This is a genomic window from Lysinibacillus sp. GW247-5R2A (assembly GCF_059424475.1).
In genome coordinates this window covers 1-19151 of sequence record NZ_JBWKZL010000006.1, presented here as the reverse complement: position 1 = coordinate 19151, position 19151 = coordinate 1, and the positions used below count along the sequence as shown (strand labels likewise).

The window sequence follows — 19151 nt, the reverse complement described above, 5'->3', positions numbered from 1 at the left end:
TTTACAAAATATTATAGATGCACAAAAAATGCTTGATGCTCGAATTATTAAAAATAAAGGGTTGGAAGGTAACAAGTTACAAGTTAGCACCTAACACATTTTTAGCTTTGAAAGTTGAATTAGCTGAATTTGCAAATGAAGGACGATGGTTTAAGCATTGGAGCAATGACCAGGAGCCTAGGGGCGAGCAAGATTGTAAAACATGTGGCGGTTCAGGCGATATGTTTACTTTCAAAGACTGTAAAGAATGCAACGGTACGGGAAAGACAAATAAATTACTTGAAGAATTTGTTGATGCTGTTCACTTCTTTGTTTCAATCGCAAACCAAAAAGGATGGGAAGATTCACTTTGGGTATACGAGCAGCAACTTGATCCAGACGAATTTGATGGTGATTTAACAAGTTGGTTCTTAGAAATGGATTACTTCTTAAGTATGGCGTATATTCGAAAATTCACTGAGGAAGAAGAAGGCAAATGTAAGTACGCATTTGGTTATTTAAACAATGAATATTGCTTTAGAACGGCTTGGATTTTGTTCTTAAACATTGGTATGAATGGTTTTGGCTTCTCGTGGGAGCAAATCGAGGAAGCTTATTTTAAGAAAAATGAAGTAAATCATAAGCGTCAAGACGCTGGTTATTGAGGTGCCACATGAACGAATACGCACTTTACAAAGGTGAACAGATGGTAGCCATCGGAACTGTAAAAGAGATAGCTGAGGAACGTGGAGTTAAACCTAATACAATACGATTTTACATGTCAGGTGCTTATCAACGACGTTCGGAAAGTGAAGTAAATAACAGATTACAACTCATTAAGCTTGAGGATTAAATATACGCTGCTGGTAGAACGGCATTAGGTTGTTTTATCAGCAGACTTCTAAGAGTGCTAATAAAGGATGTGAAGGAATGAAAAGGAGTTTAAATTATCCTGGTTCGAAATGGACCATGGCAAATTGGATTATAGACCATATGCCAGCTCATGAAGTTTATCTAGAGCCATTCTTCGGTAGTGGGGCAGTATTCTTCAACAAATCAAAAAAAGTAGTTGAAACAATAAATGATATCGACTGCAGACTTATTAACATGTTCACCCAAATGCGTGATAATCCATCTGAATTAGCTCGACTTACTCATTACACCTTATATTCTCGGAAAGAGTATGAACTATCACAAGAAAAGTCATCCAATCCAATAGAGGATACTCGCAGGATGTTGGTTCGTTGATGGATGGCTATAGGGGGCAAAACTAATTCTAATGTCGGGTGGCGTAGAAATGTAAGTGAAAACGGACCATACAACACGTATGAATGGCACGATTTACAAAACCGGATATTTAGTGCTGCAGCTAGATTAAAAGATGTACAAATTGAATGTAAGGATGCTATTCAGCTTATTAATGAGTACAATCGACCGAATGTACTAATCTATGCTGACCCACCTTATGTGCATTCATCTAGGGTATCAAAGCATTACGAAAACGAATACTCAGATACAAATCACATTCAGTTACTGCAGATGCTAAAGGAACATCAAGGTCCAGTATTACTTTCTGGTTACGATAGTGATCTTTATAAAGAATATCTAGAGGGATGGAATCACAAGACCTTTGAAATAAAAACAGGATTCACTGGCGATAAACGAAAAACTGCAGTTGAAGTTTTATGGATGAATCCAATAGCTTTTGAAAATACAAAACAGATGACTCTTTTTGAAATCGTATAGGAGGGCAAACATGAACGTACTCACAATTGAAATACCAGGAGATGTACAGGCACAGCAAAGACCACGAGTAACACGAAACGGCACATTCGATCCGAAGGAATCCAAAGACTGTAAATCATTCGTGAGATTGGTAGCTTCACAAATAGCACCAGAAACACTAGTAACAGAGGATATAAAGTTAACTATAGATGTCTACCGAAAGATGCCAAAAGCTATCAGCAATAGCAAGAAAAAGCTACAGCAGGCGTTAAATGGTGAGTTGCGACCAACAACTAAGCCAGACATCGATAACTTAGCAAAGGGCATAAAAGACGGTCTAAGTAAGGTTATATGGCGTGACGATAGCCAAGTGACAGAGTTAGTTGCTCGCAAGTGGTATTCGGATAATCCAAGGGCAGAGGTGACGATTGAATGGAGTGCCTGAATGAACACAGTTCGCAAGGAAGTCAAACAACGTAGAGCAAGGTTAATCAATCAACAGGACCATATAGCTCACCTCAAATGCAAAGGGTGTCCCAAGAAGAGAGCCTATGATCCTACCAAAAAATGTAGAGGGTGCAAGGTTTTCAGGGAGCTACAGAGCATTGGGAAAGAGCTTGAGTAGATCAGTCGCTTGCGGAGGTGGGCTAAGTGAATATTCGAAAGATTGCTTGATGAGATGATGGCTTGGTAATTATTGGAATAATAGATAAAGAAATATGTGTATTGAAGAGTAAAAGGGAGGATTTTTCTCCTCCCTTAATATGCCTTACTTATAAAATCTTGCATCAAATAGACCAACGGTAGCATTATTTCCAGTACGTTCTTTTTTAATTAATTTAAAGCCAATTTTATTGGCACCTTTAAGTTTTAATTCGATATTCTTTGGCATTTCACCAGCAGAAATTGTATAGGTTTCTTGTAATTTCTCATCAAGATAAACCTCCAATTTTAATTCTGTAGATATATTTTTACTTTCTTCAGTCAATCCAAGAATAGTTTTAAAAGTGTGGAATTGACCATTTAAAGGAAATTCAAGCAATGACCACTGATCACCCCTATAATTAGCTGAAATTGTAATGTAGTTGCTATAATCATTTCCAATATTATCAGAAATTGTTTTTTGGTTAAATGAATAACTATATAAATCGCTAAAACCTACTTCGCTTTGGAAGTTCATATAATCTAGATCTCTTCCAGGGTAAAAAGCAGATTTTTCACTAGTTTTCCCTATATTTATTGTTTGATTAGCGCTATCCCATTCCACTGGAGATCCAAGTTGCTCACTAATGAAGCGTAATGGAACATAAGTAGTACCATTGTATGTAAAAGGTTTGTTTTCTGGCATCTTAGATACCTGGTTAATCTTGATATCTTTGACATTATAGAAAACTTCGAGTGTTTTACTATTAGAACTAGCATAAACACCAGCACTTCCTAATAGGAGCGCACCTGCAACTGAAAATCCGATTAATTTTTTTTTCATAAATATTATTCCTCCATAAATCTAATTGAATGAGACATATTGCTCAAGTTTAATGGTTCTTTATTCGTTGTTTATTGATAAGATTAAATAACCTTTTTACTCATATCATTATAATATAATGGACAATTTTAGCAAGTTTAATATTTTTTTAAAAATAAGGAAGATATATGTGTTTACTTTGTTTATATGTATTAGCTCTGTTTAATCGAATGAACCATTAAAGAAAAGAAAAAGCCGCAGCGTTTGCACACGCTACAGCTCGAATTGGTTTATGCCCTTCTAGGCTAGTCAGATAAGTAATTATAACACAACTTAGGAGGGCAAACCTATGTTAACAGGGCAAATTAAAGTTACGAAAGAAGATTTACTTCAGTGGATTGAGAATTATCGGTGGATGGTTGAAACGATTGTGGAAGCAAGGCAGCCAGTAGCGAAGGCTGATAACAATAGTTACATTGGAGCTAAAACGGCTATGTATGGCATTGAGGCAACATTGCCAAAGGCTAGTGGAGGTACAAGTGATCCAGTATACACAGAGGTACAACGTCGTGTTTATTCGCTAAATTATCGTATTAAGGAATATGAACAAAAGATTGCCGAAGTACAACAACGTATTTCATATGTGGTTGGCGATAGAGAGGTGGAAGTCCTTCATAGATTGTTGGACGGGGATAGCATGAGAACAATTGGGAAGCATATGAAACTTTCTAGTACAACCATATTTAGAGTGCGAAGTAAAATTTTGAGTCAGATGATGTTACAATAATGTATGATAGCTGAGTAAAGCTTGGGGAAATTTAATAGAATTTTTCCAAGCTTTTTTTTGTATTTAATACTTTTGATATAAAATGAAAGATAGTTATATGTAAGAGGATATGGCATAATGTGGTTATTAATGGAACGATAAATAGAGGTGGGGTTTATGGAAATCATAATTGGTCTTTTTTATGTATTCCTTATGTTACTAATAATTTTCAACTTCAAATTCTACATAAGAAAGATACTTATTGTAACTTTAATTTACGTAGTAACATTTTTGATCTTGTTTAAATATAATGTAATGATGGAAACTATCTGGAATGTAATTGCCACCTGTTGGGGGTATTTGGTTTCAAATGGTTTGAATTCAAATTACTATTTAGGCGTGAATTTTGGATTAATTTTAATTGGAGTGTTATTTTTAATCGTTTTATTACAAAGAGAAAGAAGAAAACGAGAACCATATAAAAAAGAAAGTTGGGGACATTTTAAAGAATATATTTTTAGAGATGGAATACTACCTATATTAGCTTCGTTATTATTAATTATCTTAGGGATGGTAGGAGCTGGATATGTAAATATTCAAAATGCAGTGATAAAGGATAGTATAGAATTAATCAGGTTTACGCTAAGTGGGAGTGTTGGTATAGTTATAATTCTTTTAGGACTAGGAATAGTTTCTCCTCTAGTGGATTTCAGATTTAGATATGGTTTTCTAAATAAATATGAAAATAATAACGCTCAATTTATATATAATTTAAGAAATAGATGTGAAAATATAAAAAATAACAACCTTGGAATTATATCTTTTCAATTTTTTGAATTAACTAAAACAACCTCAGAAAAAAATATAGTATATGAAATTGATGAGGTATGGAGAAATGATAGTAAATATGACAAAATAAGTAAAATAAAACCAAAACAGATTGAAGTACCAATGGAAATAATAAATTTATTCAATAGAGATACGATTAAGGAAATAAATATTAATCAATTGAACAAATTTACTTCAAAAAAGTTTCTATCTAAATTGACTAAGTCAGTAATTTATGTTCCAGCTCCTTATTTAAGAGCTGTATATGATTTTCTCTTTGAATTATATTATAAAGAAAACAATCCTGGAGAATCCTTTTCATTTCATGAGTTGAATGATTTAAAAGAAGATAGCCAAATTGTTATTGATTTTAAAGAATGGATTAAGGATTGGAAAGTGAGTAAAAGATTTTTTAGTAAAAAAAATAGATATAAATCTGTACATTACCTAAATTTCTTTGAAATTAAGGATTATATACATATAGCTTTTAAAGGTAATGAAGATATAAGTAATCCTTATGTAATAAATAACGAAAATGATTTGGGTGTATTATTTGAAAATATTCAATCAAGTATTCAGAATTCAAATATTGCAAAAAAAGTGGATTTTTTAAAACGTATAAAGACTTTAAAAAGCAGTTACCATAAGGATATTTTAAAAATAGTTGAGCAACAGAAAACAGATGAAAAAGATCTGGCAAGTTGTATTTTGTTGCGAAACTATAAAGGAGGGAAATCCCAAAAAGAGAATAGAGGATATTATAATTTGTGTATTGAGACGGAGAACGACAGCGAAGGAAAAAGAAGGTTTGTCCTGTTATTAATAGCCAATACAAGAATGATAAATGAACAAATTGCTTTGAATTTGTTTAAAAATGTGTTAAAATTAGGGACACCTAAATAAAGGTTGGAAATGGAGGCGAACAGTTATGGCAAAATTCATTGATTTTATTGTACGTATTTTAGATCAAAGAGTGTCCGTAACACAGTTAGCTAAAGCCGAAGATTTAGTGTTGAGTAGTGCTTCATTGAAGGATATTAAGAATGGTATTAACAAAATATATACACAAGTTAATATTTCTGACAGAATTAATTAGGTCATAAAACATCCTCTTCAAGGTTATATATAACTTTGAAGAGTTTTTTTATTTGTATTGGAGAGAGAAATTCTTGATTAGATCAAAGATAAAGGTAAATACATATCATTTATCATTCAATACTTGTAAAAGATGTAACAAAAGGAACAAATGTAAAACATGTAGCATGTTTTGTGAAAGGAAAAATATGATGTAAACTCGGAGGTAGGTCGGCGCGGTAAGGTTTTCCTCCCTTGGTATTTATAAAAACCTAAATATTAGGGAAAGACAGACCGACGACCGACTTGCGCTGAGCAAACTTGTTCGGAGCATGACATACACGGCCGGCCCATATTTTTTAAGAGATTAGGTATCTTAATTAATATAAAAGGCTAATTGCTTAAGTAAGATCGAAATCATATTGAGCATAATTCTCTTTATACATGAAACCACTCAAAATATATGAGTGGTTTTTTCTATTGAAAAAAGAGGATTGTTCAATTATTTACAAGGAGGAATCAAAGTGTAATTCAACAAAGCAAGATTCTACAAAAAAATTCCATGAGGTGAAGAAAACATGACAACAATTAATACATTAACTGAAGCTACAAGATTTTTTAATGAACAATTCCCTGAAGGTACATCTTACAATTCAACATACTCAAATGTGGTAGCAATTCGAACAGGCAGTGCTAATCAAGGTGTGGATCTCCGATTCCAACGTTTAGGAAATCAACTACAATTTCTAACTAGTCTGTATGATAAATCAACAACAACTTCAGTGAAAAATAATGCGAAAACAGCAATCCTTGCTACATTAACAGCAATGGAAAGCTTAAAAAATAGCTCTGGACAGTCCTTACTTTCAACTAATGCTAACCTTGGTGGTTCACCAGCAGGTGGTATTGTTTTAGCTGGTTTAGTTATGGCTCGCAAAGGTGTTTATTACAGTTTAGGAACAGCTGATCAAAGTCGAATGGCTTCAGCTACAATTTCAATGGCAAATCAAATTGCAACTTGGATTGATAGTTCTTCAAATCCAAACTATGCAGCTTTAGATTTAGCGGTAAATAGTTGGAGAAATCAAAAGTACGGAAATTTTGCGCTAAATGGACCAATCCTACATGCAGGTGGTTTAGCATTATATTCTGATTTAATTACAACACATACTTCTGCATCACAGTATCCAAAGTATAATGCTTTATATAAATTTGGTACTTATGTTTTTGATAAATGTGCAACTCTTGATGCTACTGGAACTAAAGCATCGATTGCTATCGGTGGTGCTAATACTCCTCCAAAATACGGTCGTAAGTTCTTCCCATCATCAGGCTATAATAGCTATGTCGGTATGAGTCTAGCATGGTTAGCTCACGGTATTGTTTACACAGGGTCTTTATCAACAATTCCTGGATCCCGACTAATCAGTGACTCGAAGAAAATCGGTAACTTCTACAAAGGCGTATTTGACGCTCAGCCAAACAAGAAAGCTTATGAACTAAGTGAACCAGCTGACTTTACAGGTAAAAAGTTAACAGAAAGTACTATTCAAGCAGTTGTAGCTTTAGGTTATTCTCGAACAGAAATTGACGACATGCTTGCTACACACACAGCTAGTACAACGGGTTACTTATATGCTCAAGCATGGAATGGTGACCAGACTTTCTTGGTAGCCCTAGATAAAGCTGTACGAACAGCTGGCGAAACAGTATTCGTAGGTACAGAATCAACTAATGGTTCATCTGTAATCGTGGCTTATTCTCGTACAGGTGAAGCTGCTGCTCACCGAGCAATGGCAGGTTTTGCAGGTATGCTTCAGCGAGGTATTTCAACAGTTACAGACGGTAAGTAATTATATTTAGTTATTTGAAGTCACGTTCTTTTGAACGTGGCTTTTATTATGCTTTGAAAACTGCATCAAACAGCCAAAACACTACGAGTTGAGAGGGCAGAGTTTGGTGTGGTTTTGAGGGTGGAATTCTATGTAAATTTTTTCTGTTTTAAGAGCATACTAAATAATGAGGTGAATATATGTGTTTATATGGTGTTTATAGATGGGTAAACATAATAAATAAGAATCAAAATAAAAATGTGGTTGCTGTTGATGCATGTATAGCAGAGGAAGTTCAAATTTTAAATAAAAGAGGAATAAAAACGATAGGATGTTGTTGCGGACACGGAAGAGCAGGGCAAATAGTGGAATATCAAAATGGATTTGGAATTTGGAAAGAACGTGAATATCCACCACACGTTTTAATTGCTCAAGAAAGTATTAATATAGCTAGACAATTGGGGTATAACCCTTATCCTTACTTCTCTGCAGATGGCAAAGATAATGGTGTTTCAATAATGCCTTTGAAGAGTGGGTGTCTAACAGAATTGGATTGTAAAAAATGGCATCAATCAAATAGTGTCGAATATAAAAGAGATTTAGGAATAATTAAATAGAGGAGTCTGCCAACTCCTCTATTGTAAAAGCTTACTTATGGTGTTTTTCTGGGTAACAATAAGCACATCCGTCATATTCATTTGGATAAGCTACAGTATAGTCAGTATCAGTATCCACCCTGTGAGAAGGAGTAATTTCAGATATTTTGCAAGATGCTACTGTAAAAGCAGTACGATGTACCTCTTTGTTAGGACCAGTATTTACGATATAAGTTGCCATAGTGTTATTCACCTCCTTAAATACCAATATTCGACATAAAAGTTAATTATCCTTTTTTAAATATTCCTCCGGGATGTTTTTATTTTGCCTTGAAAAGTGAGTATCGATCAGTTCCTCCCTATGACTGCTAGAGCAACGGTACTTGCTTTTGAAAGCAGAATTATTACAAATTTCTTACCTTTTGGTTTATGATTGGGTGGGAGGTGAGATAAATGAATCAAATTGAAGTTATAGTTGATCAGGTTTTTTCTATATCCACAGCAGTTACTTTAGTTATAAGTGCAATAACATCGTTTTTATTTAGTGGTGGAACAAACCTGTTGCTACAAAAAACAAATCGAAAAGGTAATCTAATTGCAGATAGAGGTTTTGAAATGATTGAGAAGATCATTAGTATCGAGGAAGCTAGGATACAAGCTATGTTTTACTGTACATTTATTACTGGATTTACTAAAGAGCAGTATTTAGAAGGTTACAAAAAGTATTCAGATGAAATAAAAGAATATGAAAAATTTATGAAAATGTACAGCTTTATCCTAAAAAAATCAACTAAAGTGAAATTAGACAATTACAATAAGTATTTAAATCAACCACTTGAAAACATCAGGATACTAATGAATGAAGAGCATTTTGATAGTATGATAACGGACTTTAAAAAATCAAATGGTGAAGAATTACATAATGAAATCATTGCATTAATTAAAAAGCAAATGATTTAAATGTGAACCAGATTAATAACTTATATATTAAAATAGCATCCAATAAGGGTGCTATTTTTTATTTGATAAGGCAATTAGCATAATGGGGTGATGCCATTGATTGAAGGCAATTTAAATCTGAAACAACAAGTATTGGTAGATTACTACAATGAATAGTGTTACTTACTTTTGAGGGCAAAAAGTTATTACATATATTTCATTTTCTAAGATATAATTGGATTATGTAGGAGGTGAAGAAGATGAAAAAATATATTATTGAGTTTTACTCTAATAATGGTTATAAGTTAGGGGAGAGCATAAATGAGTATAAAGATTTTTCAGAAGTTGAAGATTACATAGGAAAACTAATGAAAGAAGGTTCAAGTGTTAAAATCACTTTTGAAAATTCTGCAGAGTTTATTAGGGTAACAGAAATTGCAAAAGTAGTTATAACTGAACAGAAGTAATATATTTTAAAAGTCACGTTCATTCGAACGCGGCTTTTTTATTTTGAATTCTGGAGGTGGTGTTTATGAGATATGGCTAAATGGGATGAAATTAAATTAGAGTGGGAAACCACAAAGATTACTTTAGCTAAGCTTGCTGAAAATCATGATGTTCCTTTAGGTACTATAAAGAGCCAAAAGAGCCGGGATTCTAAAAACGGTAATCCATGGACTAGGGATGTAACTGAAAAGGATGCAACCAAAACTAAGAAGTTTGCATCTATTTCTAGTAAGGATGCAACCGAACCTCATACCGATGAAATCCTACAAGATGAACCACCTAAGAAGGATGGAAGAGTGAAGAAGAGGAGTGGCAATCCAAATCCACAGAATCAATTCACCAAACGGAACAGGGCTGCTATGATTCATGGCTTGCGAAGTAAGTTCTTATTCGATGAACAAGTCGAGATCATGGAGGCATTGCAGGACTTCGATGTGGTTGATCAGCTTTGGCTACAAATCGAACTAAGCTTCGCTGCTATCATCCGTGTCCAGAAGATTATGTGGGTTGAAGATTCATTTGACCATTTGAAAGAAACAAGTGGTTATTCATCTGGTGAAGGTGGTAGTGGCGAAACATTTAAAGTCATTTATGCTCATGAACGTTATGAATCTTACATCAAAGCTCAAACGAGGGCATTTGCAGAACACCGAAACTTGGTTAAGCAGTTTATGGACCTTACAACAGAGGATGATTAACGTAGGCTAAAACTCGAGCAAATGCAGTTGAACATTGAGAAGACGACAGCTGAAATTGAAAAACTTGATAATAAAGATGATGGACCTATGGAAATCGTCATCAAGAGAAAGGGTGAGGGGTAATGGAGAAAGAAATTAATCCTCGCTTTGATGATTTCCTATTCGACTGGAGTTGCAAAACTCAACTTTTAGTCGGTGGGTATGGATCTTCTAAATCATATCATGTGGCACTCAAAATACTTTTGAAGTTGTTAGAAGAAAAACGTACAGCTCTTGTCGTTCGTGAAGTTTACGATACACACAGAGATAGTACGTTTTCTTTGTTTACTGAAATCATTGAGGATTTAGGTTTATCTGGCAAGGTTAAGACAAGTTCTTCGCCAATGACTGTAAAATTCCCGAACGGTTCAAAGATAATCTTTCGAGGGATGGATAAGCCTGAAAAGCTAAAATCCATTAACAATATTTCTCTCATTTGGTTGGAGGAATGTAGTGAGATTAAGTATGCCGGGTTTAAAGAGTTACTTGGTCGTTTGCGACACCCAACGCTAGACTTGTTCATTATTCTCTCTACTAATCCAGTATCAAAAGGGAACTGGGTGTACAAGCATTTCTTTAAAAACGAGCTGGAAAACTATTTTGTCTTAGATGATGAGGAACTATACAAGCTAAGAACCATCATAGTGAATAACACATATTATCATCACTCAACAGCTGATGATAATTTATTTTTGCCAGCAAGCTATATCGAACAACTTGATGAGATGGAGCTATATGATCCTGATCTTTATAGAATTGCACGTAAAGGACGTTTCGGTGTCAATGGAATATTAGTGCTTCCACAGTTTGAGACAAAGCCTCATGATGAGGTAATGGCTGAGATAGCCGCGATTAGAAAACCAATTCGAAAGAATGGCATGGACTTTGGCTTTGTCGATTCCTACAATGCGCTTTTACGTATGGTTGTAGATCATGAGAAGAAATGGCTGTATATCTATTGGGAGTATTACAAAAGAGGCATGACCTATGATAAAACTGCAGATGAACTTGAGGAAGAAGGGCTAAAAAAATCAATTATTAAATCTTATAATGCGGAGCCGAAAACAATTGCTTACTACAAGCAGCGAGGCTTTCGTATGTTTGCTTGTAAGAAGCTCACGCGCGTAGAGAATACAAAGAAAATGAAACGTTTCAAACGAATCATTTGTTCGGATGCTTGTGTGAATACAATTCGAGAGTTGAAGGAACTTACCTTCAAGAAAGATCCTAAAACAGATGAAATCTATGAAGACGAATTTAATATTGATCCGCACACATTTTCAGCAATGTGGTACGGGCTGGATGATTATGATGTTGCTAGTGTGAAAGGTGTCAATTCAAAATAAGGAGGTGGTAAAGTGAACGAATACATTGCTTATATCGACGAGAAAGGCGTTACTCCTTTATTACTTGATAAGCTCGTTTCAGAAACTAAAGCTGAACGAAAAAAGCGATTACTTAACTACAATCGGTACAAAGCTGAACTATCCGCAGTACCGATTTTAACACGTAAACCAACCGATTATGCGCAAGGTAATGACGATGTAGTCCGTGTTGACGACAAGGTGAACAATACTCTTAATAATCCTTTAGATGCTGAAATAGTAGATACAAAGGTTGGTTACATGTTTGGTAATCCAATTTCATACGTAGTAGACAAGCAAGCTCAAAGCCTTGATAAATTATCTGAGGCGATTGAGCTTTTTAATTTGCGTAATTCTATTGATGACCTAGATAGTGAGTCAGGCAAAAAAACAGCCATTTGCGGTTATTCAGCACGTTTGCTTTACATTGATACTGATGGAAATGAAAGAGCAACAGTGATTGATCCGTGGGAAACTATCATCCTTTCAGAAACAGCAGATGTCAGTGAACCTAAGTATAGCTTAAGATATTACAAAAGCGCTGAACTTAATGCTGAGGGTGAGAAAGTAGAGTTTGAACAGCTGGTGTTTTACGATACAACAACTGAAAGGCTCTACACTCGCGCTGATACTGATTCACCTTTTGTTTTAAAAGATGAACGTAAACACTTATTCGACTATTGCCCTTTATTTGGAGTCCCTAATAACGAGGAACTACAGGGTGATGCAGACAAGGTGTATAACCTGATTGATGCTTACGATAGAACTCTTTCTGATGCCTCCAACGAGATAGAACAATTCCGTTTGGCCTACCTAGTACTTAAAGGCCATGGGAATGGATGACGATGACGCTAAGAAAGTTGCTCGAACAGGCATTTTTGAGTTAATGGGTGAAGATGATGACATTAAATATCTAACCAAAGACGTCAATGATCAAATGATTGAGAACCACTTGGATCGCTTAGAAGAGAACATCATGCGATTAGCTAAGAGTGTGAACTTTAGCGATGAATCGTTTGCAGGTAATGCTACTGGCGTAGCAATGAAATATAAGCTTATGGCACTTGAGAACAAATGTAAGACGATGGAGCGAAAATTTACGACTGCTCTACGTTATCAATTTAAGGTGCTGTGTAGTGCATGGGCCAAGAAAGGTATTTGCTCTAAGGAAGATTACTTGAAAGTTTGGTATGAATACAAACGCAACATTCCTATTGATTTGTTGTCCGAGGCTCAAGCTTCACAAGCATTAAAAGGGTTAGTGTCAGAACATACTCGCCTTTCTAAGTTATCAATTGTTGATGATGTGGAGTATGAACTTGAAGAGATGCAGAAGGACGCTCAATTGTATGGAAATGAGCTTGAACCATTGAACGAGGATAACGATGATCTGAAAGAAGTTGATGAAACATGAATCAACAGGAAATCAATCGAGTCTTAGATGATTTAGAAGCCAAAGCTGAAAAAGATATTGAGGTTGTTTTTGCACGACGTTTAAAGACTATTCTTGCTCAAATGTTAGAAATGCACCGCAAGTTCGGGAAGAACGGACAAGCTACTTGGACTGACGTAAACAAGTACAATCGCTTTTATCAAGAGATGAAGTTGATAACTCAACAGCTAAATACTGATTACAAAGAGATAATAAAGCTTATACAAGCTTCACAGGAACGTATTTACATCGAGAGATACTTATTGATGGCTATATCTCTTACAGCAGTCTACAGGTGAGGAAATGGGCTTTAAAATACCATCTGCTGAGGTGATTCAAGCAGTGTTAACTAATCCTGTTGAGTTTTTGACGTTACCTAAGATATTAGAAGCACACAGGAACGACATTATCGGGCGTTTGAACATCGAGATAGCTCAGAGTTTACAAGCTGGTGAAAGCTACACAGATATGGCGATACGAATTGAACAAGCTATGGGTTGGACAAGAAAGAAGGCTATCCTAGTTGCTCGTACAGAAGGTGGCCGAGTTAGATCACAAGTAGATTTAGCAATAGAGGAACAGGCAAGCAAAACAGCACGGCTAACCAAAGTATGGATGTCCTCGCTTGATACTAGGGTCCGCAAATCACATCGTAAGTTAGATGGTCAAAAAGCTGATAAAGATGGCTATTTCCACTATAACGGAATGGGGGGGGAGCGATCACAAGCCAGAACATCTGCAAGATAAAGCACCGAGTTTAGGATGGAAAGCAAAAGGTCCTCGTTTATGGGGTATTGCATCGATGGATATTCAATGTCGTTGCCATACGATTTATATGGTGAATGGCAAGTTACCTGAATACCGTAGAGGCAGAGATTACATGGATGATACGTACCAAAAGCTATTGGCTGCTCGTATTGATGCTTATATGTCTGACTTAGGGTTAACTTACAGGCAAGCCTTTAACAAAGCATACAAGCAGGTTAAACCTCCAAGTGTCACAGTGCCGTTCGTGAGTTACGAGGATTGGAGGAAACAATTTAGAGGTGAAGGGTGAGTGTGGATGATTTCTTTTAATATCGATTTTGGTGTTTTGTTTAAATTGTGTTCAACAATCGGGCAATTTTCTTAAGTAACACATTTAAAGGAAATCGTTATGGAACAAAGAAATTGTGAAGATTGTCACTTATACTAAAGGAACAGTTCAGTAGAATAAGAATTAGGAATAAAACTACACCATATTGAAAAAACCGCCCAATAGTGTAGAATTACACTTATGGGTGGTTTTTCTTTATCAATATAATATGGGGGTATATATAAATTGAAGAGATTTATTAAAAGTATTTTGTTTTTATTTCCAGTTCCTTTCTTATTTCATTTTTACGAATTTAATTGTCATCTTGCTAGGCAACAAGCTGATTTTTTGTTTCAGGTATTTCTAGTGTTCATAATTGTTGTAGGTATATCATCGAGAAACATTAAATTGCCTTTGTTCTTTGGCTTGAATTTTATTATGACCGTTATTTCTTTGATATTTGGCTATTTTTTCATAGTTGATGATGGAAGTTGGTTTAAACCTTTTGGCAGAGATGCCGCCATTGTATTTGTTTCAATTATTTATATTTTAGGGCAATTAATTATAAGATTTTTTAGCAAGCTAGTTAAAACTAACAGCCAAACTAATAAGTGAAGATGAAAAGAAAGGAAGTAATTCTCCTTTATGAAAGTTTACTTTTTCTTAACTGTAATCTAAACAAATCCAACTTTATTACAAATATTTACAAGTCATTCGTTTTGAATGACTTTTTATTTTGTCTTTCCTCTCGCAGACGCTATAAAGAACGAGAACAAATACACTTTTGAACAGTTTAGGGATTCAATCGAATAACTAAATTGGGCAAGGAGGAAATCATGAATCAAAATCCATTCAATTTAAAAACTTTAATACCTTTAGATATTCAGATGCTTGCTGACGGTGACGAAGGAACTCCCCCAGCGGATAACCCATTACCAGGAGATGACGGTAACGGTCAAGGGGCTACATTGACACTTGAATCGGTTCAAACTTTCTTAAACGAAAATGCAGAAGGTAAGAGCTATTTACAGTCCTTTGCAGACACTCGTGTTACAGAAGCAATCAAAACATATGAAACTAAAACACTTCCAAAGAAATTAGAAGATGAGATTGCTAAACGCTATCCACCTGAATCGAAGGAAGCGAAACAGTTACGCGATTTAAAGGCGCAGTTTGAGCAGTCTCAAATAGAAGCAGCACGAGAAAAGTTAGTGAATCAAGCACTATCCACTGCAACTGAAAAGAGTCTACCCAGTAAATTAGTAGAGTTCTTTGTTGGTAATTGATTAAAGGTAATATCATCTTCCCTTACAATCGATTAGATCAAGCTTACATCATCAGGCATTGAGAAATTGAGCTGGACGAAAACGGCAAGCAAACGGAGAACTGGGGCATTAAAGCCTTGGCTCTAAAAACTTTCACGTCTCAGCGCCTTATCTATCCAGCGGCAGGCAAGACTCATGAAAGTGTGACAGGTAATGTAGAAACAGTTATGCGGCATTTTGTGAACACGCAGATGATTAATCCGAGTGATCCAGCTCGTATCTTTCCAAGATTAGTGTTAGGCACTAACAAAAACAAAGGACCTGTTATTGAAGAGAACTCACGATATGACCCATTAAATGAAAAACTCACAGAACTTTCATGGTCTAGGTTGGAACATTGAGCTCGATTTGAAAAATAAGCGTTTTGTATTCGTTGTGAAAGAAGGAAGAAATCTAGTAGCCAATCAAACAGGGCAGCCACAAGCTGTTTTCTCGACTGAGTTTGAAACAATTGAATCCCTCGAATACACCGAAAGTGATTTGGATTATAAAAACTTCGCAGTCGTAGCAGGTCAGGGTGAAGGCATAGAGCGCAGAATTATTTCGATTGGTGACGTTGTAGGAGCTGACCGATATGAAATGTTTGTGGATGCCAGAGATGTATCAGAGGAAGACGATGAGGGAAACCCACGTCCGATTGAAAAGGTTGTAGCTGATTTAAACAAACGTGGTAATGAAAAGTTATCCGAGCATGCCCAAGAGATTTATTTAGGCGGCCAGATACTTACTACATCAAGATTAGTCTACGGCAAAGGTTTTAGCGTAGGTGATGTGGTTACCGTTCGTGATAAAGGCTGGGGTGTTACAATGGACACTCGGATAACTGCTGTAAAAGAAATTTATGAATACGGCAAGCGAAAGATGAAAGATAGAGGTCGTGTTCGATAATGATAAACCTACCTTTATCAGTAAAATGAGGCGTGAGATTGACGCATTGAAGTATGAGTTAAAGAAGTAAACGCAAGCAGACGCTTAGCGTTATTTTTATTGTCTAAATTAGAAGGAAATCCTTTCCTTTTGTCGAATGTAGTTTGTGGATTGGAGGAAAGGAACCATGGTGTTATTAGAAAACGTAATAGATAATCCACATTATTTATTTTTATTGTCTATTCTTATATACGTTATTCCTAGAGCAATTAACTATTGGAATACAACGCAATTTGAAAAAAAATTTATGAATGATTTACAAAGAATAAAGATAAGTTTCTGGAAACTAATCGTAATTGTTACATTTATAATGATAATCTCATATGTAAGAATATTATTCGATCCGGAGAAAAGACAAGAAATATTTTCAGTGGAATCTAGTGTGGTAATATCAATTTTTCTAGTTATTGGTGCAATTATAGTTGTACTATTTCAGGTGTTAATCATTATAATGAATTGGTTTGAAAAAAAATTAACATTAACTGCTGATTACTATTTAAAATTAGATAATACGAACGAAGAATGGAAAATTATTAAAATGTCTTCAAATAATTGTTTGATACTCCGTAAGAAGAGTGATAAAAAAGTTCAAATGATGCTAGAAGATTGGAAGGGGTTAGAAATAAGAGAGGTGAGGAGCGGAGAAATACCATTTAGTAAATTATTTAAGCTCTCTAATCAAAATAGAAATATTCCAATGATATTATTAATAGTAATATTGATAGTTATTTCTATTGCTTTTATGTTTAGTCCATTTCTATTTTTCGGAAGATTTTCGTTGATTCTATATGTAATTGGTGGAGTTGGATCGTTTATAAGCGTGATTATATTAAAAAATTATACTGAGTATAAAAGTAGTAATTAATATACTATGAATTTCATTAAAGTAGACGAGCACCCTCAGCTGAGGGTGCTTTTTATTATGCATAAAGGAAGTGTTGTAATGGAAAAATGGATCGCTGCAGTAAGTGGAGCAATCGGCACAATTATTTCATATTCGGTTGATGGGTTAGGAATGGCTGTGACGGTTCTAATCGGTTTCATGGCTATTGATTATGCCACTGGCATCATGAGTGGAGTCGTTAATCAAAACTTAAATAGTCGTACAGGCTTTAACGGCATCATACGCAAGATTTATTATTTAATGCTAGTAGGATCGGTTTATTTATTGTCCGTTGTGATTTCTGGCATTGAGTACGCAGGGGATGGAGCAGCCATTGCATTTTGTGTTCTTGAATTTATATCGATCACGGAAAACGGTACTAAAATGGGCTTGCCAATGCCTGACTTTGTAAAAAATATTTTAGCAATTGTAAAAGATAAATCAGGAGAGGGTGAGGTTAAATGACAAGCGTAACTCAAACATGTCGAGATTTAAGTGAATTAACTGCAGCTGCTCAAACAGCCTGTCAATTACTCTTTCAAGAATGCTATAAGGCAGGTATAGACTTCATATTCATAACAGAGACATACCGCAGCCAAGCGCGCCAAAATTATTTGTATGAACAAGGGCGAATGAGACCAGGGCAAGTAGTTACCTGGACACGCAATAGTAATCATACATCACGCAGAGCTTGGGATATTGCTGTAGCTCCTCCGCGAAACTTGTATGATATTTCTACACTTTCAAAAGTGGGAGCGATAGCTAAAAAACTAGGCATTGAATGGGGTGGATATTGGGAAGCAGGAAAGTACGATGCACCGCATTTTGAAATTCCTACAACATGGAAAATGCCAGCAGGCTATCAATTAGAAGGACAAGTAGTAGTGCCAATAAGCAGCGCTGTAAAGGTAAAACTTATTGTAGAAGGTACTCAAAAACCAATAGAAAAGGAGGATGACACAATGAAATTCACAAACGAAACAACTAAAGCTGCTGTGCGTGACTACCTCAAACAAGCAGTAGATAAAAATCTTATTAATAAGTCACACCTAGATAAATTCGACGCAGGCACATTAACTGGCGGAGATTTTGAAGGATTGAAAATTATCATTGCACAACGTAGTTCTTAACATCAAAGGAGGCTGGGACAGAACTAGCTGATATTCAAGATAAAAGGGAAATCGATGCTGTTCGATTTCCCTTTTTGCTTATTTGACTAAGATTTTCCACTATTTTTACCTTATTGCTTGGTTAATGGCAATATATTTCCGAAGATTTACTGCCATTAATGCTAAGCCCATTTCGTTTTCAACCTTCGGTTTTCCGCGTACCGAAAATCGAGTGAAACGTAAATTAGCTTTCAAGAATCCGAAAACTGGTTCCACATCGATTTTACGTTTTCGATAGATGGCACTTGTTTCCTCTTCTGAAAGCTTTGCTTTTACATATTCTTTTTGTTGTTCCCATTTTTCATTCACCATGATTTTTCGGTTGTTGCCTTCTTTCGCTTTTGTACATGATGAACGGAACGGGCATCCCGAACAGTTTTCGCATTCGTAGATTTTGTGCGTACGTTGGAAGCCCGTACGATCATTTCTTACAGATTGATATGTAAATCTGAGATGTTTTTGATAGGGGCATGTATAGGTATCTGTTTCTTCATCATACTGCCAATTGTCTGAGTTAAATTGGCTTTG

The 19151-nt window shown here is 35.4% G+C and carries 26 protein-coding genes and 2 pseudogenes; 25 read left to right on the top strand and 3 right to left on the bottom strand.

The features are described 5' to 3' along the window. The first annotated feature begins 17 nt into the window (after positions 1-17). From AC07YC_RS10560 to AC07YC_RS10545, 4 genes and pseudogenes are all read left to right on the top strand, one after another. Positions 18-644 carry a dUTP diphosphatase gene (locus tag AC07YC_RS10560; RefSeq protein WP_494919319.1) on the top strand — a complete coding sequence of 209 codons (627 nt, stop codon included), beginning with the start codon at positions 18-20 and terminating at the stop codon, positions 642-644. An 8-nt stretch (positions 645-652) separates the two neighbouring features. Further along, positions 653-832, top strand: a complete 180-nt coding sequence (locus AC07YC_RS10555; RefSeq protein WP_494919318.1) for a helix-turn-helix transcriptional regulator — start codon at positions 653-655, stop codon at positions 830-832. Between the two features lie 77 nt (positions 833-909). Then, positions 910-1725: pseudogene (locus AC07YC_RS10550) on the top strand (DNA adenine methylase). Positions 1726-1735: 10 nt separating this feature from the next. Then, on the top strand, positions 1736-2149 hold the full coding sequence (locus AC07YC_RS10545) for a RusA family crossover junction endodeoxyribonuclease (RefSeq protein ID WP_494919317.1): 414 nt from the start codon (positions 1736-1738) through the stop codon (positions 2147-2149). Between the two features lie 324 nt (positions 2150-2473). Here AC07YC_RS10545 and AC07YC_RS10540 read toward each other — a convergent pair whose 3' ends face one another. Then, positions 2474-3190: a copper amine oxidase N-terminal domain-containing protein gene (locus tag AC07YC_RS10540; protein WP_494919316.1), complete on the bottom strand. Its 717-nt coding sequence runs from the start codon at positions 3188-3190 to the stop codon at positions 2474-2476. A 328-nt stretch (positions 3191-3518) separates the two neighbouring features. Here AC07YC_RS10540 and AC07YC_RS10535 point away from each other — a divergent pair, with 328 nt between their 5' ends. From AC07YC_RS10535 to AC07YC_RS10515, 5 genes are all read left to right on the top strand, one after another. Continuing rightward, complete coding sequence (locus AC07YC_RS10535) at positions 3519-3956, top strand: hypothetical protein (protein ID WP_494919315.1); 438 nt, start codon at positions 3519-3521, stop codon at positions 3954-3956. Positions 3957-4253: 297 nt separating this feature from the next. Beyond that, positions 4254-5666, top strand: coding sequence for a hypothetical protein (locus AC07YC_RS10530; protein WP_494919314.1), 1413 nt, complete (start codon positions 4254-4256; stop codon positions 5664-5666). A 25-nt stretch (positions 5667-5691) separates the two neighbouring features. Continuing rightward, on the top strand, positions 5692-5859 hold the full coding sequence (locus tag AC07YC_RS10525; protein WP_494919313.1) for a hypothetical protein: 168 nt from the start codon (positions 5692-5694) through the stop codon (positions 5857-5859). A 556-nt stretch (positions 5860-6415) separates the two neighbouring features. Then, positions 6416-7690 carry a hypothetical protein gene (locus AC07YC_RS10520; RefSeq protein ID WP_494919312.1) on the top strand — a complete coding sequence of 425 codons (1275 nt, stop codon included), beginning with the start codon at positions 6416-6418 and terminating at the stop codon, positions 7688-7690. A gap of 179 nt (positions 7691-7869) precedes the next feature. Further along, positions 7870-8286 carry a hypothetical protein gene (locus AC07YC_RS10515; protein WP_494919311.1) on the top strand — a complete coding sequence of 139 codons (417 nt, stop codon included), beginning with the start codon at positions 7870-7872 and terminating at the stop codon, positions 8284-8286. A 31-nt stretch (positions 8287-8317) separates the two neighbouring features. Here the strand turns inward: AC07YC_RS10515 and AC07YC_RS10510 are convergent, their stop codons facing one another. Continuing rightward, the gene (locus tag AC07YC_RS10510; protein ID WP_494919310.1) at positions 8318-8506 is read right to left on the bottom strand and encodes a hypothetical protein; all 189 of its coding nucleotides are present in this window, start codon (positions 8504-8506) and stop codon (positions 8318-8320) included. Positions 8507-8718: 212 nt separating this feature from the next. Here AC07YC_RS10510 and AC07YC_RS10505 point away from each other — a divergent pair, with 212 nt between their 5' ends. The 16 genes from AC07YC_RS10505 to AC07YC_RS10430 all read left to right on the top strand — a co-directional run bounded on the left by AC07YC_RS10505 (position 8719) and on the right by AC07YC_RS10430 (position 18584). Further along, complete coding sequence (locus AC07YC_RS10505) at positions 8719-9225, top strand: hypothetical protein (protein WP_261612748.1); 507 nt, start codon at positions 8719-8721, stop codon at positions 9223-9225. A gap of 239 nt (positions 9226-9464) precedes the next feature. After that, positions 9465-9671, top strand: coding sequence for a hypothetical protein (locus AC07YC_RS10500; RefSeq protein WP_261612747.1), 207 nt, complete (start codon positions 9465-9467; stop codon positions 9669-9671). A gap of 72 nt (positions 9672-9743) precedes the next feature. Next, positions 9744-10409, top strand: coding sequence for a hypothetical protein (locus AC07YC_RS10495; RefSeq protein WP_494919309.1), 666 nt, complete (start codon positions 9744-9746; stop codon positions 10407-10409). A 122-nt stretch (positions 10410-10531) separates the two neighbouring features. Further along, entirely contained in the window at positions 10532-11794 is a 1263-nt protein-coding gene (locus AC07YC_RS10490; RefSeq protein WP_494919308.1) for a PBSX family phage terminase large subunit, read from the top strand. Positions 11795-11806: 12 nt separating this feature from the next. Then, entirely contained in the window at positions 11807-12655 is an 849-nt protein-coding gene (locus AC07YC_RS10485) for a phage portal protein (protein WP_494919306.1), read from the top strand. Further along, entirely contained in the window at positions 12648-13226 is a 579-nt protein-coding gene (locus AC07YC_RS10480) for a phage portal protein (protein WP_494919305.1), read from the top strand. Before AC07YC_RS10485 ends, AC07YC_RS10480 begins: the two co-directional genes overlap by 8 nt. Further along, positions 13223-13543 carry a hypothetical protein gene (locus AC07YC_RS10475; RefSeq protein ID WP_494919303.1) on the top strand — a complete coding sequence of 107 codons (321 nt, stop codon included), beginning with the start codon at positions 13223-13225 and terminating at the stop codon, positions 13541-13543. The genes AC07YC_RS10480 and AC07YC_RS10475 overlap by 4 nt, the downstream gene beginning before the upstream one ends. Positions 13544-13661: 118 nt before the next feature. After that, the gene (locus AC07YC_RS10470) at positions 13662-13991 is read left to right on the top strand and encodes a phage minor head protein (RefSeq protein WP_494919302.1); all 330 of its coding nucleotides are present in this window, start codon (positions 13662-13664) and stop codon (positions 13989-13991) included. Positions 13992-14046: 55 nt separating this feature from the next. After that, complete coding sequence (locus AC07YC_RS10465) at positions 14047-14301, top strand: hypothetical protein (protein ID WP_494919301.1); 255 nt, start codon at positions 14047-14049, stop codon at positions 14299-14301. A 264-nt stretch (positions 14302-14565) separates the two neighbouring features. Further along, positions 14566-14934, top strand: a complete 369-nt coding sequence (locus AC07YC_RS10460) for a hypothetical protein (protein WP_494919299.1) — start codon at positions 14566-14568, stop codon at positions 14932-14934. A gap of 221 nt (positions 14935-15155) precedes the next feature. Beyond that, on the top strand, positions 15156-15605 hold the full coding sequence (locus AC07YC_RS10455; RefSeq protein WP_494919298.1) for a DUF4355 domain-containing protein: 450 nt from the start codon (positions 15156-15158) through the stop codon (positions 15603-15605). A gap of 116 nt (positions 15606-15721) precedes the next feature. Continuing rightward, complete coding sequence (locus AC07YC_RS10450) at positions 15722-15985, top strand: Gp37-like protein (protein WP_494919297.1); 264 nt, start codon at positions 15722-15724, stop codon at positions 15983-15985. Next, positions 15942-16532, top strand: a complete 591-nt coding sequence (locus AC07YC_RS10445; protein ID WP_494919296.1) for a siphovirus ReqiPepy6 Gp37-like family protein — start codon at positions 15942-15944, stop codon at positions 16530-16532. The genes AC07YC_RS10450 and AC07YC_RS10445 overlap by 44 nt, the downstream gene beginning before the upstream one ends. A gap of 166 nt (positions 16533-16698) precedes the next feature. Next, positions 16699-17436, top strand: coding sequence for a hypothetical protein (locus tag AC07YC_RS10440; RefSeq protein ID WP_494919295.1), 738 nt, complete (start codon positions 16699-16701; stop codon positions 17434-17436). 78 nt (positions 17437-17514) lie between these two features. Then, on the top strand, positions 17515-17919 hold the full coding sequence (locus AC07YC_RS10435; protein ID WP_494919294.1) for a phage holin family protein: 405 nt from the start codon (positions 17515-17517) through the stop codon (positions 17917-17919). Then, positions 17916-18584, top strand: coding sequence for a M15 family metallopeptidase (locus AC07YC_RS10430; RefSeq protein WP_494919293.1), 669 nt, complete (start codon positions 17916-17918; stop codon positions 18582-18584). Before AC07YC_RS10435 ends, AC07YC_RS10430 begins: the two co-directional genes overlap by 4 nt. A 126-nt stretch (positions 18585-18710) precedes the next feature. Here AC07YC_RS10430 and AC07YC_RS10425 read toward each other — a convergent pair. Further along, a pseudogene (locus AC07YC_RS10425) lies at positions 18711-19151 on the bottom strand (transposase); the annotation flags it as partial.

What these genes read in the sequence shown, in the direction of transcription:
- AC07YC_RS10560 (WP_494919319.1), top strand. Translation starts at nt 18, where the DNA reads ATGCACAAAAAATGCTTGATGCTCGAATTATTAAAAATAAAGGGTTGG.
- AC07YC_RS10555 (WP_494919318.1), top strand. Translation starts at nt 653, where the DNA reads ATGAACGAATACGCACTTTACAAAGGTGAACAGATGGTAGCCATCGGA.
- AC07YC_RS10545 (WP_494919317.1), top strand. Translation starts at nt 1,736, where the DNA reads ATGAACGTACTCACAATTGAAATACCAGGAGATGTACAGGCACAGCAA.
- AC07YC_RS10540 (WP_494919316.1), bottom strand. Translation starts at nt 3,190, where the DNA reads ATGAAAAAAAAATTAATCGGATTTTCAGTTGCAGGTGCGCTCCTATTA.
- AC07YC_RS10535 (WP_494919315.1), top strand. Translation starts at nt 3,519, where the DNA reads ATGTTAACAGGGCAAATTAAAGTTACGAAAGAAGATTTACTTCAGTGG.
- AC07YC_RS10530 (WP_494919314.1), top strand. Translation starts at nt 4,254, where the DNA reads ATGGAAACTATCTGGAATGTAATTGCCACCTGTTGGGGGTATTTGGTT.
- AC07YC_RS10525 (WP_494919313.1), top strand. Translation starts at nt 5,692, where the DNA reads ATGGCAAAATTCATTGATTTTATTGTACGTATTTTAGATCAAAGAGTG.
- AC07YC_RS10520 (WP_494919312.1), top strand. Translation starts at nt 6,416, where the DNA reads ATGACAACAATTAATACATTAACTGAAGCTACAAGATTTTTTAATGAA.
- AC07YC_RS10515 (WP_494919311.1), top strand. Translation starts at nt 7,870, where the DNA reads ATGTGTTTATATGGTGTTTATAGATGGGTAAACATAATAAATAAGAAT.
- AC07YC_RS10510 (WP_494919310.1), bottom strand. Translation starts at nt 8,506, where the DNA reads ATGGCAACTTATATCGTAAATACTGGTCCTAACAAAGAGGTACATCGT.
- AC07YC_RS10505 (WP_261612748.1), top strand. Translation starts at nt 8,719, where the DNA reads ATGAATCAAATTGAAGTTATAGTTGATCAGGTTTTTTCTATATCCACA.
- AC07YC_RS10500 (WP_261612747.1), top strand. Translation starts at nt 9,465, where the DNA reads ATGAAAAAATATATTATTGAGTTTTACTCTAATAATGGTTATAAGTTA.
- AC07YC_RS10495 (WP_494919309.1), top strand. Translation starts at nt 9,744, where the DNA reads ATGGCTAAATGGGATGAAATTAAATTAGAGTGGGAAACCACAAAGATT.
- AC07YC_RS10490 (WP_494919308.1), top strand. Translation starts at nt 10,532, where the DNA reads ATGGAGAAAGAAATTAATCCTCGCTTTGATGATTTCCTATTCGACTGG.
- AC07YC_RS10480 (WP_494919305.1), top strand. Translation starts at nt 12,648, where the DNA reads ATGGATGACGATGACGCTAAGAAAGTTGCTCGAACAGGCATTTTTGAG.
- AC07YC_RS10475 (WP_494919303.1), top strand. Translation starts at nt 13,223, where the DNA reads ATGAATCAACAGGAAATCAATCGAGTCTTAGATGATTTAGAAGCCAAA.
- AC07YC_RS10465 (WP_494919301.1), top strand. Translation starts at nt 14,047, where the DNA reads ATGGATATTCAATGTCGTTGCCATACGATTTATATGGTGAATGGCAAG.
- AC07YC_RS10455 (WP_494919298.1), top strand. Translation starts at nt 15,156, where the DNA reads ATGAATCAAAATCCATTCAATTTAAAAACTTTAATACCTTTAGATATT.
- AC07YC_RS10445 (WP_494919296.1), top strand. Translation starts at nt 15,942, where the DNA reads ATGAAAAACTCACAGAACTTTCATGGTCTAGGTTGGAACATTGAGCTC.
- AC07YC_RS10440 (WP_494919295.1), top strand. Translation starts at nt 16,699, where the DNA reads ATGGTGTTATTAGAAAACGTAATAGATAATCCACATTATTTATTTTTA.
- AC07YC_RS10435 (WP_494919294.1), top strand. Translation starts at nt 17,515, where the DNA reads ATGGAAAAATGGATCGCTGCAGTAAGTGGAGCAATCGGCACAATTATT.
- AC07YC_RS10430 (WP_494919293.1), top strand. Translation starts at nt 17,916, where the DNA reads ATGACAAGCGTAACTCAAACATGTCGAGATTTAAGTGAATTAACTGCA.